The sequence below is a fragment of the Thalassobaculum salexigens DSM 19539 genome (genome assembly GCF_000423805.1).
Classification (GTDB): domain Bacteria; phylum Pseudomonadota; class Alphaproteobacteria; order Thalassobaculales; family Thalassobaculaceae; genus Thalassobaculum; species Thalassobaculum litoreum.
In genome coordinates this window covers 696,332-709,118 of the sequence record NZ_KE384094.1, presented here as the reverse complement: position 1 = coordinate 709,118, position 12,787 = coordinate 696,332, and the positions used below count along the sequence as shown (strand labels likewise).

10 protein-coding genes are annotated in these 12,787 nt (G+C 67.8%); 5 read left to right on the top strand and 5 right to left on the bottom strand.

Features of this window, described 5'->3' with window-relative positions:
* The 3 genes from goxA to G578_RS0118480 all read right to left on the bottom strand — a co-directional run bounded on the left by goxA (position 1) and on the right by G578_RS0118480 (position 4,254).
* The gene (gene goxA / locus G578_RS0118490) at positions 1–2,103 is read right to left on the bottom strand and encodes a CTQ-dependent glycine oxidase GoxA (protein WP_211228958.1); all 2,103 of its coding nucleotides are present in this window, start codon (positions 2,101–2,103) and stop codon (positions 1–3) included.
* A gap of 88 nt (positions 2,104–2,191) precedes the next feature.
* Entirely contained in the window at positions 2,192–3,343 is a 1,152-nt protein-coding gene (locus tag G578_RS0118485) for an epoxide hydrolase family protein (protein ID WP_028795511.1), read from the bottom strand.
* A gap of 11 nt (positions 3,344–3,354) precedes the next feature.
* Complete coding sequence (locus G578_RS0118480) at positions 3,355–4,254, bottom strand: DMT family transporter (RefSeq protein WP_028795510.1); 900 nt, start codon at positions 4,252–4,254, stop codon at positions 3,355–3,357.
* 100 nt (positions 4,255–4,354) lie between these two features.
* Between G578_RS0118480 and G578_RS0118475 the strand changes: the two genes are divergently transcribed.
* Together G578_RS0118475 and G578_RS0118470 are read left to right on the top strand one after the other, a co-directional pair.
* A complete protein-coding gene (locus tag G578_RS0118475) occupies positions 4,355–5,212 on the top strand; it encodes a TauD/TfdA dioxygenase family protein (protein ID WP_028795509.1) in 858 nt (285 codons plus the stop codon).
* A 25-nt stretch (positions 5,213–5,237) separates the two neighbouring features.
* The gene (locus tag G578_RS0118470; RefSeq protein ID WP_028795508.1) at positions 5,238–6,290 is read left to right on the top strand and encodes a ketopantoate reductase family protein; all 1,053 of its coding nucleotides are present in this window, start codon (positions 5,238–5,240) and stop codon (positions 6,288–6,290) included.
* Positions 6,291–6,486: 196 nt separating this feature from the next.
* On the opposite strand, the gene G578_RS0118465 is transcribed toward G578_RS0118470, so the two are convergent.
* On the bottom strand, positions 6,487–8,091 hold the full coding sequence (locus G578_RS0118465; protein WP_028795507.1) for a flavin-containing monooxygenase: 1,605 nt from the start codon (positions 8,089–8,091) through the stop codon (positions 6,487–6,489).
* Between the two features lie 25 nt (positions 8,092–8,116).
* A complete protein-coding gene (locus tag G578_RS0118460) occupies positions 8,117–8,788 on the bottom strand; it encodes an HAD family hydrolase (RefSeq protein WP_028795506.1) in 672 nt (223 codons plus the stop codon).
* Positions 8,789–9,197: 409 nt separating this feature from the next.
* Here G578_RS0118460 and G578_RS0118455 point away from each other — a divergent pair, with 409 nt between their 5' ends.
* The 3 genes from G578_RS0118455 to G578_RS27015 are packed head-to-tail and all read left to right on the top strand — an operon-like array spanning position 9,198 to position 12,777.
* Entirely contained in the window at positions 9,198–10,856 is a 1,659-nt protein-coding gene (locus G578_RS0118455) for a GMC family oxidoreductase (protein WP_028795505.1), read from the top strand.
* A complete protein-coding gene (locus tag G578_RS0118450; protein WP_028795504.1) occupies positions 10,853–11,473 on the top strand; it encodes a 2-hydroxychromene-2-carboxylate isomerase in 621 nt (206 codons plus the stop codon). The genes G578_RS0118455 and G578_RS0118450 overlap by 4 nt, the downstream gene beginning before the upstream one ends.
* Positions 11,470–12,777: an MFS transporter gene (locus tag G578_RS27015; protein WP_084619009.1), complete on the top strand. Its 1,308-nt coding sequence runs from the start codon at positions 11,470–11,472 to the stop codon at positions 12,775–12,777. Before G578_RS0118450 ends, G578_RS27015 begins: the two co-directional genes overlap by 4 nt.
* Positions 12,778–12,787 lie beyond the last annotated feature (10 nt).

Below are 12,787 nucleotides of genomic sequence, written 5' to 3'. Positions count from 1 at the left end.
TCAGTTCGGGAGCTGGCCGTCCGCCGGCGTCCATCTGAAACGGAACTCCATGGTGTCGCCGCGCTGCACCTCGGCATAGACCTCGCGCGGGATGCCGAGCTCGCGGGCGACCTCTTCCGGCACCTCGCGCTTCACCACGAAGCCCATGCGCTCCCACAGGGTGATCATGTCGGTGATGCCGTCCCAGTAGCTGGCATTGGCGTGGTAGCCGATGCCGGCGACCCCGCGTTTCCAGTCGGCGCGCTGGTTGAAGTACTTGATCCTCTGTTCCCGGCCGAGCTTCTGGCCGTCGCCGGTCTCGCCCCTGATCACCTGGTCCTCCAGGAACGCCACGGGCAGTACGTCGATCGGCAGCAGCGCCGGCCACCACACGGCCGTGGGGAAATCGCTCTGCATCAGCACCTGCTGGCAGCTGAAGGCGTCGCATTGCCAGGGCAGGCCCATCCAGCGGGTCAGGTCCCCTGGCATGCAGGGGCCGACCGCCGGGGCGATCCCCTTGTCCGGGTCGCCGACCAGGGTGAGCTCCGGCGTCAGCAGCCGGCCGACATCCTGCAGCAGGGTCGGCCGGTCGCCGCGCGCGAGACGGAACGGTTCCGGCAGGGGCCCGTTCGTCGGGGCATGGTCGCGGGCGTACATGGCCTTGTGCCGCAGGTAGTAGGTCAGCTCCACCCCCGGGTGGAAGGCGCCGCCGCTCAACGGCATCAGCGCCGCCTGGGTCAGGGCGAAGGGCTGCTGGTCGAGCGGGATCTGGTCGAAATCGGTGATGCCCTTGTCGTCCGGCTGCCAGTCGTCGACGTAGTTGCCGTCCTTCCAGTCGATCAGGAACTGGTACTGGAGATGGGCCATCTGGAACCACTGGTACGGGCTGCCGTCGTAGTTGATGCCGTCGCCCAGCATGTACGGCACCTTGAGCTGCTGCTCGGTGAAATAGTCCGCCTCGGTGTTGCCGGAGAACTGGAAGGGCGGGCGGATCTGGGCGAAGGCCTGTTGGCGCAGCTGCGTGTTGGCCGGTTTCGACAGCCGGTCGATCAGGGCCGGATCGGCGAAGTCGAAATACGCGCCCATCCAGGCCTCGCGCAGATTGGCGGCGTCGGTCAGCCACTGCATCTGCCCCAGGCGCTGTAGGGTGGGATAGATGTCCTTGGTGAAGGACGGCTTGGCCGGTCGGCTCTGCCAGTTCAGCCGAACGTTCATATCGTAGATCACGTCGTACATGGTCGAGACCGGCTCGATCTGCGGCGCGAAGTTCGGGCCGACGCAGGCGACCCAGGCCGAGTCCGCAGCGGTATCCAGATCCGGCTCCACCGGCAGGGCGTCCGCCAGGGTGACCGTCGCGGTGACCGGCCCGTCGCACCAGTCGTCGTGCCAGCCGTCGTTGTCGGCGAAGCTGGTGATCCCGGCCCCGGTCGGGCTTTTCGACACGCCGTCCGGCGGCACCACGAGCAGGTGACCGGCGCTGTCGGTCTGCAGGTGGCCGAGGCCGACCGGCTCGCTGCCCCAGAAGGTGCCGCCCATGGCGAAGGCCGCGTCGTCGCCGTCGCGGTTGGTGTCGGTGCCGGAGATGGTCGTGGCCGTGCCGTCGATCACCAGATTGTCGAGGCGCTGCTCCGGGCGGGTGAAATACTGGTTGCGCCGCTGGCCGGGAATGCCGGGGGCGAGGTCGCCGTTGTCCATGGGGTTGTTGAAGCCGTACCAGGCGGCCTTGGTATTGGCGACATGAACCGTCCATTGAATGGAGCCGTCGGCGGCGGTGATCTCCTTGATCACCCGGCCCTCCCGGTCGAAGGCGTAGATGCGGAAGCGCTGGACCTGCTTCTTGATCCGCTCGGTGCCGTCCTTGAACTGCCCATCCGCCGGTGTCGGCGGCAGGCCGGGCACCTCCGGCGCGTGGAACCACAGCTTGCTGCCGCCGACCCGGCAGATGCCGATGGCCGGATAGATGCCGAGCCGGGCGATCTTCGCACCCGCCGGGGCGACGCCGGGGCCGGTGCCCTGGGCCACCGCCGCGCGTGCCATCAGCGGGCCGGACAGCGCCATCGCTCCCGCGCCCGCCAGAAAATCGCGCCGCTTCATGCTGGTTTTTGGTGTTCTTCCGTCGCCCATGACCGCTCCTCCCGCTCTGGAAGAACCAGCGTATCAGCTTCCGGATGCACACTCAAAAATTGATTTTTGATAATTTATGTCGATGGATCTAAAGGCTGGAGGCCAGGGCTCGGATTTCACCGGCCAGAGCGTCCGGATTCTCCAGGGCGGCAAAATGCCCTCCTTTTTCTAAGGATTCCCAACGGCGGATATCGGTATAGACCCGCGCGGACGCGGTCCGGGGTGGGCGTAGAATTTCACGCGGAGATTGCAGATAGCCCATCGGGACCGCGATCGTGCCGCCGAGCGGGATCGGCCACGGCCCATGGGCGCGGGCGTAGTAGGGCCAGAACGAGGAGCCGATGGCGCCGGTGAACCAGTACAGCGAGATGTCCGCCAGCATCCGGTCTCGGCTGACGGCGTTCTCGATCCGCCCGTCATTGTCGGTCCAGACGTGGAACTTCTCGGCGATCCAGGCGGCGAGGCCGGCCGGGCTGTCCGCCAGGGCGGAGGCCAGGGTCTGCGGCCGCGTACCCTGGATCACCTGATAGCCGGTCTCCTCGCGCAGGAACTCGGCCAGTTCCTCCAGATACCTCTGCTCCTCCGGGCTCGGATCCTCGGCCACGGCGGCGTCGCGGCGCAGCGGCAGGAAGTTGAGATGCAGGGCGCGCACCCGATCGGGATGGTCGAAGGCAAGGCGCGAGCCGACGAAGGCCCCCCAGTCGCCGCCCTGGACCATGTAGCGCTCGATGCCCAGCACCTCGTCCATCAGCTTCGCCAGCGTGGCCGCCATCTCCTCGCAGGAGAACCGCTTCTGGTCTGGGGCGAAGGACAGGGTGAAGCCGGGCAGGGACGGGGCGATCACCGTGAAGGACGGCGCGTCGGGCACGCCGTGGGAGGCGGGGTCGGTCAGCAGCGGGATCAGCTCCAGGAACTCCAGCACCGAGCCCGGCCAGCCGTGCAGCAGCAGCAGCGGGATCGGGTCCGGCCCCATGCCCTCGACCTTCAGGTAGTGCAGCGGGATGCCGTCCAACTCGACCCGGAACTGCGGGAAGGCGTTGAGCGCGGCCTCCTCCCGGCGCCAGTCGAAGCCGTCGCGCCAATAGGCCACCAGTTCGCGCAGATAGTCCGGGTCGGTGCCGTAGGCCCAGGCTTCCCCCGGCGTTCGATCGGGGAAACGGGTGCGGGATAGGCGGTCCATCAGGTCGTCGAGATCGGCCTGGGGGATCGCGAGGGTGAAGGGGGTCGCAGTGGCGGCCATGGAAACCTCCGTCAGCGCTTGAACCGTTCGGCGATGGCGATGCCGCCGAGTACGAGGGCGAGGGCCAGGGCGTGGTACAGGTGGAATTCCTCGCTCAGGATCGCCACGCTCAGCACGGCGGCGAAGATCGGCACCAGGTTCACGAACACGCCGGCCCGGCCCGGCCCGACCTGGTCGACGGCCAGCAGAAACGAGATCTGCGCCAGGAAGGACGGGAAGATGACCACGAAGGCGACGATCGCCCAGCCCTTCACGGTCGGCGCCTGGAAATCCCCCACCAGATACTCGTAGCCGGCGACCGGAATGGAGGTCAGGAAGGCGGCCGTCGCCAGCCCGGCGAACATGGTCATCCCCGACAGCGGCGGGCGCTTGCGCAGGGACACGGTGTAGCCGGCATAGAGCACGCAGGCGACCACGATCAGCACGTCGCCATGGTTCAGTTCCAGTGCCGCCAGCCGGCCGAAATCCCCCTTCGACGCCACCAGGGCGACGCCGATCATGGTGATCGCCACGCCGAGGATCTGCACGCCGCGCACTGGCGTCCGATAGGCCGCGAAGGCGCCGAGCAGCACGAAGATCGGGATCGATCCCTGCAGAATGCCGATATTGACCGCCTGGGTGTGCTTGGCGGCGACGTACATCAGGGTGTTGAACACGCAGAAGCCGAGCGCGCCCATCACGAAGATCCTGCCCCAGTGCCGGCGCAGCACCGGCCATTCGGCGGCCACCTTTCCGCGCGCGAAGATCGCCAGCAGAATGAACACGCCGAGCCAGCGCAGCAGGGTCAGCAGCATCGGCGACAGCTCGCCGACCGACATCTTCGCGGCGACCGCGTTCGCCCCCCAGGACAGGGTGGTCAGGACCAGCAGCAGGTAGGCGTTGACGGCCTTTTGGGGGAGGGCTTCGGACACAGAGGCTCCGCGAATTTGGTGGGGTGACGCCGGACGGCGGCCCGTGGTGAGATTGTGTACAAGGCCGCGAAAACAGACGGTCCTCACGGGAGGAAACGGCATGCAACCGTACGAGACGATAACCGTAAAACCCATCGGCGGCACAATGGGTGCTGAGGTGTCCGGTGTCGACCTGTCCAAGGAGCTCGGCAACGAGACCTTTTCGGAGATCCATCGCGCCTTCCTGGAAAACCAGCTTCTCGTCTTCCACGATCAGGACCTCACGATCGAGCAGAACAAGGCCTTCGCCCAGCGCTTCGGCCCGCTTGTCCCCTATCCCTTCGTGAAGGGTCTGGAGGCGCATCCGGAGGTGTTCGAGATCCGCAAGGAGCCGGACGAGGAGAAGAATTTCGGCGGCGCCTGGCACACCGACATGTCCTTCGACGAGCGCCCGCCGATCGCCACCATGCTCTACGCCCACGAGGTGCCCTCGCGTGGCGGCGACACGGTGCTCGCCAACCTGTACCGCGCCTACGAGACCCTGAGTCCGACCCTGCGCGCCTTCGTCGACGGGCTGACCGGCGTCTATAGCGGCGATCTGAAGGGCCGGCGCGGCGGCCGCGCGGCGCTGATGAGCAGCACCCGGTTCGACACGGCCAACGTGGAGAACGCGCCGAAGATGGAGAGCGAGCATCCGCTGGTCCGCACCCATGCGGAGACCGGCCGCAAGGCGCTCTACATCTCCGGCAGCCACCTCTACCGGATCAAGGAACTGGCGGATAAGGAGAGCGACGCCCTGGTCGCCTTCCTGAAGGCCCATGCCGGCACCCTGGACTTCACCGCCCGCGCCTCCTACCGCAAGGGGACCCTGGTGATCTGGGACAACCGCTGTACCCAGCACATGGCGCTGAACGACTATCCGGGCGAGCGCCGGGTGATGCACCGCCTGACCATCGGCGGCGGCGACCGGCCGCACTGACAACCTAGACAAGGAAGACCAAGAGATGAGCGAGCGTATCGCGATCGTCGGGGCCGGCGCCGTGGGCGCCTATGTCGGCGGCTATTTCTCCCGCGCCGGCGAGGATGTCACCCTGATCGATCCCTGGCCGGAGAACGTCAACGCCATCAACGCGGGCGGGCTGAACCTCTACGGCCTGACCGAGGCCGAGTGCTTCAATGCCCCGGCCAAGGCGATCCACCTGACCGATGTGCAGGCGCTGAAGAAGACCGGGCCGATCGACATCGCCTTCGTGTGCACGAAGTCGTTCGACACCGCCTGGGCCACCATGATGATCCAGGACTACCTGTCGCCGAACGGCTACGTGGTCTCGCTGCAGAACTGCATCAACGAGGAGACCATCGCCAAGGTGGTCGGCTGGGGCCGGGTGATCGGCACCATCGCCGCCAAGATCGCGGTCGAGATGACCGGACCGGGCGAGGTCAAGCGCGGCGTGCCGCTGGGCGGCAATAGTCACACCGTGTTCCGTGTCGGCGAGATCCATGGCCGGATCACGCCGCGGGTCGAGCGCGTCTGCGGCATGCTGGCCGGAATCGACAGTGCCAAGACCACGACCAACCTGTGGGGCGAGCGCTGGTCGAAGCTCTGCGCCAACGCCCACCAGAACGGGGTGAGCGCGGCGAGCGGCTTCGGCAATAACGGCTGCGCGCGGGACGCCGACGTGCGCTGGCTGCAGATCCGCATCTGCGGCGAGGCGGCGGCCATCGGCAAGGCGCTGGGCTACGATCTGGAGAAGATCGGCAAGTTCACCGGCGAGGAGTGGATCGCCGCCTGGAAGGGCGACGCCAGGCAGCGCCAGGCGATCGAGGACGAAATGCTCGCCGCCTGCGAGGGCCGCAGCGAGGAGAGCCGCCCGTCGATGGCCCAGGACATCGCCAAGGCCCGGCGCACGGAGATCGACTACATCAACGGCTTCATCGCCGAGAAGGGGGCCGAGATCGGCATCGACGCTCCGGCGAACCGGGGGTTGGTGAAAGCTGTGCACGCGGTCGAACGCGGGGAGTTGCCGCCGGCGCCGGAGCGGGTGACGACGATCTGACGGGCGAGGCGGTCGTCACGCGCGCCGGCCGCGGGGCTTGCCGGGATGACGGCTTCACTCCCCACCGTCTCCCCGGCCTTGCGCCGGGGTCCAGAGGCGCGCGCGCTGGAACGCTTGGAATAAGTCACCGGCGGCTCAGCGGCGGCTTTCCTGGATCCCGGCGCAAGGCCGGGAAGACGGAGAAGGGTGTGGTGGGCTACCCCTTCCGGAACCCCGCATACCCCGACGCGGCGATCTCCTGGCATTTCTTCACATAGGCCGGAAAGCCCGGATAGGGCATGAACACCCGCGGCTTGCCGGGCACGTTGGCGCCGAGATACCAGGAATTGCAGCTCGGATAGAGGGTGCCGCCGGCGATCTGGTTCACGTGGTCGACCCAGGCGTCCTCGGCATCCTGCTCCGGCTCGATGGTGCTCTGCCCGTGGGCCCGCAGGTGGTCGATGATGTCGCTGACATAGTCCACATGCTGCTCGATGGTCGGCAGCATGTTGGTCAGCACCGAGGGGCTGCCCGGCCCGGTGATGAGGAACAGGTTGGGGAAGCCGACCGTTGTCAGCCCGAGATAGGTGCGTGGCCCCGCCTCCCATTTCTCGACCAGCGGCAGGCCGTCGCGTCCGCGGATGTCGATCCGGTTCAGCGACCCGGTCATGGCGTCGAAGCCGGTGGCGAAGACGATGGCGTCGAAGTCGTATTCCGTCCCGCCGATGATCAGGCCCCTCTCGGTCAGCCGCTCGATCGGCGCCTTCGAGATGTCGACCAGGGCGACATTGTCCCGGTTGTAGGTCTCGAAATAGCCGGTATCGACGCAGAGCCGCTTGCAGCCGATCACGCTGGTCGGGCAGAGCAGTTCGGCCGTCTTCGGGTCCTTCACGGTCTCGCGGATCTTGTCGCGGACGAACTCGGCGGCGACGTCGTTGCCCTCCTTGTTCACCAGCAGGTCGATATAGGCGCCGAGATAGGAGAACCCGCCGAGGTCCCAGCGGCGGGCGAACTCCGCCTTCGCCGTCTCCAGCGGCTCGCTGCCCCAGGTCACGTCGCGCACCGAATAGAGCTGGCCCGAGCGACCCTGCTTGGCCTTCTCGCGCAGCTCGCTGTAGTTCGCCTTGAACCAGGCCTCGCGCTCCGGGTCGACCGGGTGGTTATGGGCCGGCACCGCGTAGTTCGGCGTGCGCTGGAACACGGTGAGGTGTTGGGCCTGGCGGGCGATCACCGGGATCGACTGGATGGCCGACGAGCCGGTGCCGATCACCGCCACCCGCTTGTGGGTGAAATCGACCCCGTCCTTCGGCCAGCGCCCGGTGTGGTACCAGTCGCCCCCGAACTCCTCCATCCCCTCGAAATGCGGCACGTTGGCCGACGACAGGCAGCCCGTCGCCATCACCAGATGGGTCGCGGCGACGGTGTCGCCCTTATCGGTGCTGACCCGCCACAGCTCAGCCGCGTCGTCGAAATGGGCGGCGGTCACCTTGGTCTCGAACCGGATGTCGCGCTTCAGGTCGAAGCGGTCGGCCACGTGGTTGGCGTAGCGCAGAATCTCCGGCTGGGCGGCGAACCGCTCCGACCAGGACCAGTCCTGCTGCAGCTCCTCGTCGAACTGGTAGGAATACTCCATGCTCTCGACGTCGCAGCGCGCACCCGGATAGCGGTTCCAGTACCAGGTGCCGCCGACCCCGTCGCCGGTCTCGAACACCACCGCGCTGAGCCCCATGCCGCGCGCCCGGTGGAGCATGTACAGGCCGGCGAACCCGGCCCCCACGATCGCGATATCGACGGTGGCGTCCTCGACCCGGTCCACGGCCATGCAGTCCTCCCGAATTTATCGTTCTTTATTCCCGCAAGCGGAGCGCAATCGCGGCGTGGCTGTCAAACACGGTTTGCGCCCCGGCGGCGGTCAGGCGCTCGGCCAGGCCCGGATCGGCATGGCCGGCCCCGGTGAAGCCCCAGGCGGTCATCCCCGCGTCGACGGCGGCGCGGATGCCGTTCACGCTGTCCTCCAGCACCACGCACTCCCGTGGCGGCACGCCGAGACGCTCGGCGGCGTACAGGAAGATGTCCGGCGCCGGCTTGCCGTTGGGCACCAGCTGGGTGGAGTAGATATGCGGGGCGAAGCGGTCGTGGAGCCCGGTCTTGCGCAGCTTCATGACGAGCGAGTCCGGGAAGGACGAGGAGGCGACGGCGGTCGGCACCGCGACGATCTCCACCAGCTCGGCGATGCCCGGCACGGCCTCCAGCTCGCGCTCCATGGCGGCGACGCTGTCCTCCTTGATCCGCTCGTACAGGCCGGGCGCCAGGGGCTTGCCGAAGCGGGTGCGATGCTCGGCGTCCAGCGTGGCGAAGAAATCGTCATAGGACAGGCCGGTGAAGCGGGTGGCGTAGTCCTGCGGCGAGTAGCTCAGTCCGGCCTCGGCGATCGCCGCCTGCTCGATGCGCATGACGATGGCCTCGGAATCGACGAGCACCCCGTCGCAGTCGAAGATCAGGGCGGCGGGCTGGGGCATGGGTGTGTCTCTGGCGGGCAACGGGCGGACGGGGCGCCACTGTGGCACCGCGCAGGGGAAGAGGCGAGGGGGTGCGTCGGCGCTGTCGGCATGGTCCTGATGCAAATCAGGGCCAAACCACCCACCCCTTCCCACTCCCCGGCCTTGTGCCGGGGCGAGCCCGGGTGCGACGCCCACCGTCAAACGCTTCGCACCGGCTGTCGGCTTTGCCCCGGAACAGCTCCGGGCAGTGTTGATCTGCGAAATCCCTTCGCACCCGCAAAAATCTCTTCGCAGATGCACAAACATTCGTGCCGATCCGGCGAAGTTTAAATCGTCGGCTTCTCTCTCCCGCCGGCCCCATTGTCTGTGCTAGGACTGGTCGAAACCCGCGCTCGTGGGACCGCTTCAAGACTCGGATCGTGATCCAATGGACAGCTTCGACTACGTCATCGTCGGTGCCGGCTCTGCCGGTTCGGTGCTCGCCAACCGTCTGAGCGAGGATCCCAACACCTCCGTCTGCGTGCTGGAGGCCGGGCCGAGCGACTGGCACCCGTTCATCCACATTCCCGCCGGATTCATGAAGACGATCCTCGATCCGTCGGTGAACTGGCTGTACGAGCAGGAGCCGAGCCACTGGACCGCCGGCCGCCGGATCAAGGCGCCGCGCGGCAAGACGCTCGGCGGGTCGAGCTCGATCAATGGCCATATCTACAACCGGGGCCAGCGGCTCGACTTCAACACCTGGTCGCAGATGGGCAACCGGGGTTGGGGCTATGCCGACGTTTTGCCCTATTTCAAGCGCTGCGAGAGCCGGCAGGGTCAGGCGGACGAGACCTTCCGCGGCCGCGACGGCGCCATGACCGTCACCGATATCGACTGGTCGCACCCGCTGACCGAGGCCTTCATCCAGAGCTGCGTGGAGACCGGCATTCCGCGCAACCCGGACTATAACGGCGAGAAGCAGGAGGGCGTGAACTACGCCCAGCGCACGATCCGCGACGGCCGGCGCCTGAGTGCCGCGCGCGGCTACCTGCACCCCGCCATGAAGCGTCGGAACCTGACCGTCATCACCCATGCCCACGCCACCGAGCTGGCGCTGGAGGGCAAGCGGGTCACCGGCGTGCGCTACAACAAGGGCGGGCGCCACGGCATTCCGTCGGAGGTCAAGGCGAACCGCGAGGTGATCCTGTCGGGGGGCACCTACAACTCGCCGCAACTCCTGCAGCTTTCGGGCATCGGCGCGCCCGAGCAGCTCAGCCAGCACGGCATCGCGGTCAAGCACGCCCTGCCGGGGGTCGGCGAGAACCTGCGCGACCACTACGCCCCGCGCTTCGCCTATCGGGTCAAGAACACCGACAGCATCAACGAGCGCGCCCGCGGCTTCAAACTGGCCGGCGAGGTGATGAAGTACCTGACCACCCGCAAGGGCATCCTGGCGATCAGCCCGACCCTGGTCTACGGCTTCTGGCGCTCCGATCCGGCGCTGCAGTTCGGCGACATCCAGTTCACCTTCACCCCGGCCTCTTATGCCGAAGGCGTGCAGTCGGAGCTGGAACGCGAGCCGGGCATGACCATCGCGTCCTGGCAGCAGCGCCCGGAGAGCCTGGGCTATGTCCGCCTGCGCAACGCCGATCCGTTCGAGGCGCCGGTGATCCAGCCGAACTACCTCGCCCATGAGGAGGACCGCCGGGTCCTGCTGGCGGCGATGAAGCTGGCGCGGCGGATCATGGCCTCCCAGGCGATGGCCGAGTACAACGCCGGGGAGACCTATCCGGGGCCAGGCGTGGCGAGCGACGACGAGTTGCTGGACTCCGCCCGGCATCGCGGCACCACCACCTTCCATCCCATGGGGACCTGCCGCATGGGGCCGAGCAGCGACACGCTGACGGTGGTGGATGACAGCCTGCGGGTGCACGGGCTCGAGGGATTGCGGGTGGTCGATGCCTCGGTGATGCCGACCATGCCGTCGGCCAACCTGAACGCATCCACGATGATGATCGCCGAGAAGGCGTCAGACATAATCCGGGGCAAGGCGGCGCTTGAAGCCGTCAGCCTGCCGGACGAGGCCGGGAGCAGCGCGGCATGAGCACCATCGACTACTACTATTCGACCCGGTCGAACTTCACCTATATCGGCGCCGCCCGGCTGAACGCCCTGGCGCAGAGATACGGCCGCACCATCGTGCACCGGCCGATCCTGCTGTCGAAGACCATGCCGCCGATCGGCGGGATGCAGTTCGGCGAGCGGCCGACCATGCTGCGCCACTACGCCATGGTGGACGCGCTGCGCTGCGCCGCCGCCCATGGTGTGGAGATCCAGCGCGAGCCGATCCATCACATGGGACCGGTCGAGCTTCCCAGCGGCATCGTGATCGCTGGCCAGCGCGCCGTGCGGCGCGGCGAGGCGGGGGACGTAGACCGCCTCAGCCTGCTGGTACTGGAGGCCCTGTGGCGCTTCGACCGGGACATCGCCGATGAGGACGTTGTCGCCGATCTGGTGGGGCAGGCCGGCTACGGCGATCCGCGCGCGCTGATCGAGGAGGCGATGACCGCCTCGGTGCAGGCGGAACTGGAGCGCAACTGCGGCGAGGCCATCATGCGTGGCGTGATCGGCGCGCCGACCTATTTCGTGGACGACGAGAACTTCTACGGTCAGGACCGGCTCGATTACGTCGAACGGGCGCTTGCCAAGGCGGCGGGATGAGCCAGACCACATCGCGGGAGACCGGGCCGGGCTACGATTCCGACGCCCCGGGCGATATCGACGGCCCCTATGCCTGGGCCCGGCTGGCCATGTGCCTGCTGATCAGCATGATCGGCGGCGCGGGGCTGTGGTCGGTCGTCGTGGTGCTGCCGGCGGTGGAGGCGGATTTCGGGGTCAGCCGCGCCGACGCCTCGCTGCCCTACACCTTCACCCTGATCGGCGTCGCCATCGGCACCGTGCTGATGGGCAAGCTGGCGGACAAGGTCGGCATCGTGCCGGCGCTGATCGTCGGCGGCATCGCGCTCGGGGCCGGCTACGGGGCCACGAGTTTCGCGCCGTCCATCTGGGTCTTCTCGGCCGCGCACGCGCTGCTGATCGGCATGCTGGGCGGGGCGGTGACCTTCGGGCCGCTGCTGGCCGACATCTCCCACTGGTTCGTGCGCCGGCGCGGCATCGCCGTGGCCATCGCCGCCAGCGGCAACTACCTGGCCGGCACGGTGTGGCCGCCGATCATCGACTATCTTGTCCATGACGTGGGCTGGCGCGAGACCCACCAGATCATCGCCATCTTCTGCGTCGTCACCGTGGTGCCGATGGCGCTGGCTCTGCGCCGCCGCTCGCCGATCGGCCATGCGCCGGCCCCGGTCGTCGCCAAGGGCCGCAACGGCAAGCCGCCGCTGCCCAGCCCGGTGCTTCAGGGCCTGCTGATCGTCGCCGGGCTGGCCTGCTGCATCGCCATGGCCATGCCCCAGGTGCATATCGTCTCCTACTGCCTGGAACTCGGCTACAACAGCCAGCGCGGGGCGGAGATGCTGTCGTTGATGCTGGCCACCGGCATCGTCAGCCGGCTGGTCTGCGGCGCGCTGGCCGACCGGATCGGCGCGCTGTGGACGCTGCTGCTCAGCTCCACGCTTCAGACCCTGGCCCTGCTGCTGTTCCTGCCTTTCGACGGGCTGGTGCCGCTCTATGTTGTCTCCGCCCTGTTCGGCCTGTCCCAGGGCGGGATCGTGCCGACCTATGCGCTGATCGTGCGCCAGTTCTTCCCGGCCGCCCAGGCGGGGGTGCGGGTCGGCGTGGTGCTGTCGGCGACCCTGGTCGGCATGGGGCTCGGCGGCTGGATGTCGGGAGCGATCTACGACCTGACGCTGAGCTACACGGCGGCGTTCCTGAACGGCGTCGGCTGGAACATCCTGCACATCGCCATCGCCGCGTTCCTGCTGTTCGCGTTGGGGCGTCAGGGGGGTGACAGGGCGTCGCAGGAGTCGGGGCCGCGCGGGCCTGCCATGCAATTCCGAACGGCGTGACGGGTTGGTG

Excerpts from the sequence above, each read along its gene's own strand:
- G578_RS0118470 (WP_028795508.1), top strand. The coding sequence starts at position 5,238 with ATGAGCGAGCGTATCGCGATCGTCGGGGCCGGCGCCGTGGGCGCCTAT.
- G578_RS0118460 (WP_028795506.1), bottom strand. The coding sequence starts at position 8,788 with ATGCCCCAGCCCGCCGCCCTGATCTTCGACTGCGACGGGGTGCTCGTC.
- G578_RS0118455 (WP_028795505.1), top strand. The coding sequence starts at position 9,198 with ATGGACAGCTTCGACTACGTCATCGTCGGTGCCGGCTCTGCCGGTTCG.
- G578_RS0118485 (WP_028795511.1), bottom strand. The coding sequence starts at position 3,343 with ATGGCCGCCACTGCGACCCCCTTCACCCTCGCGATCCCCCAGGCCGAT.
- G578_RS27015 (WP_084619009.1), top strand. The coding sequence starts at position 11,470 with ATGAGCCAGACCACATCGCGGGAGACCGGGCCGGGCTACGATTCCGAC.
- G578_RS0118475 (WP_028795509.1), top strand. The coding sequence starts at position 4,355 with ATGCAACCGTACGAGACGATAACCGTAAAACCCATCGGCGGCACAATG.
- G578_RS0118465 (WP_028795507.1), bottom strand. The coding sequence starts at position 8,091 with ATGGCCGTGGACCGGGTCGAGGACGCCACCGTCGATATCGCGATCGTG.
- G578_RS0118450 (WP_028795504.1), top strand. The coding sequence starts at position 10,853 with ATGAGCACCATCGACTACTACTATTCGACCCGGTCGAACTTCACCTAT.
- goxA (WP_211228958.1), bottom strand. The coding sequence starts at position 2,103 with ATGGGCGACGGAAGAACACCAAAAACCAGCATGAAGCGGCGCGATTTT.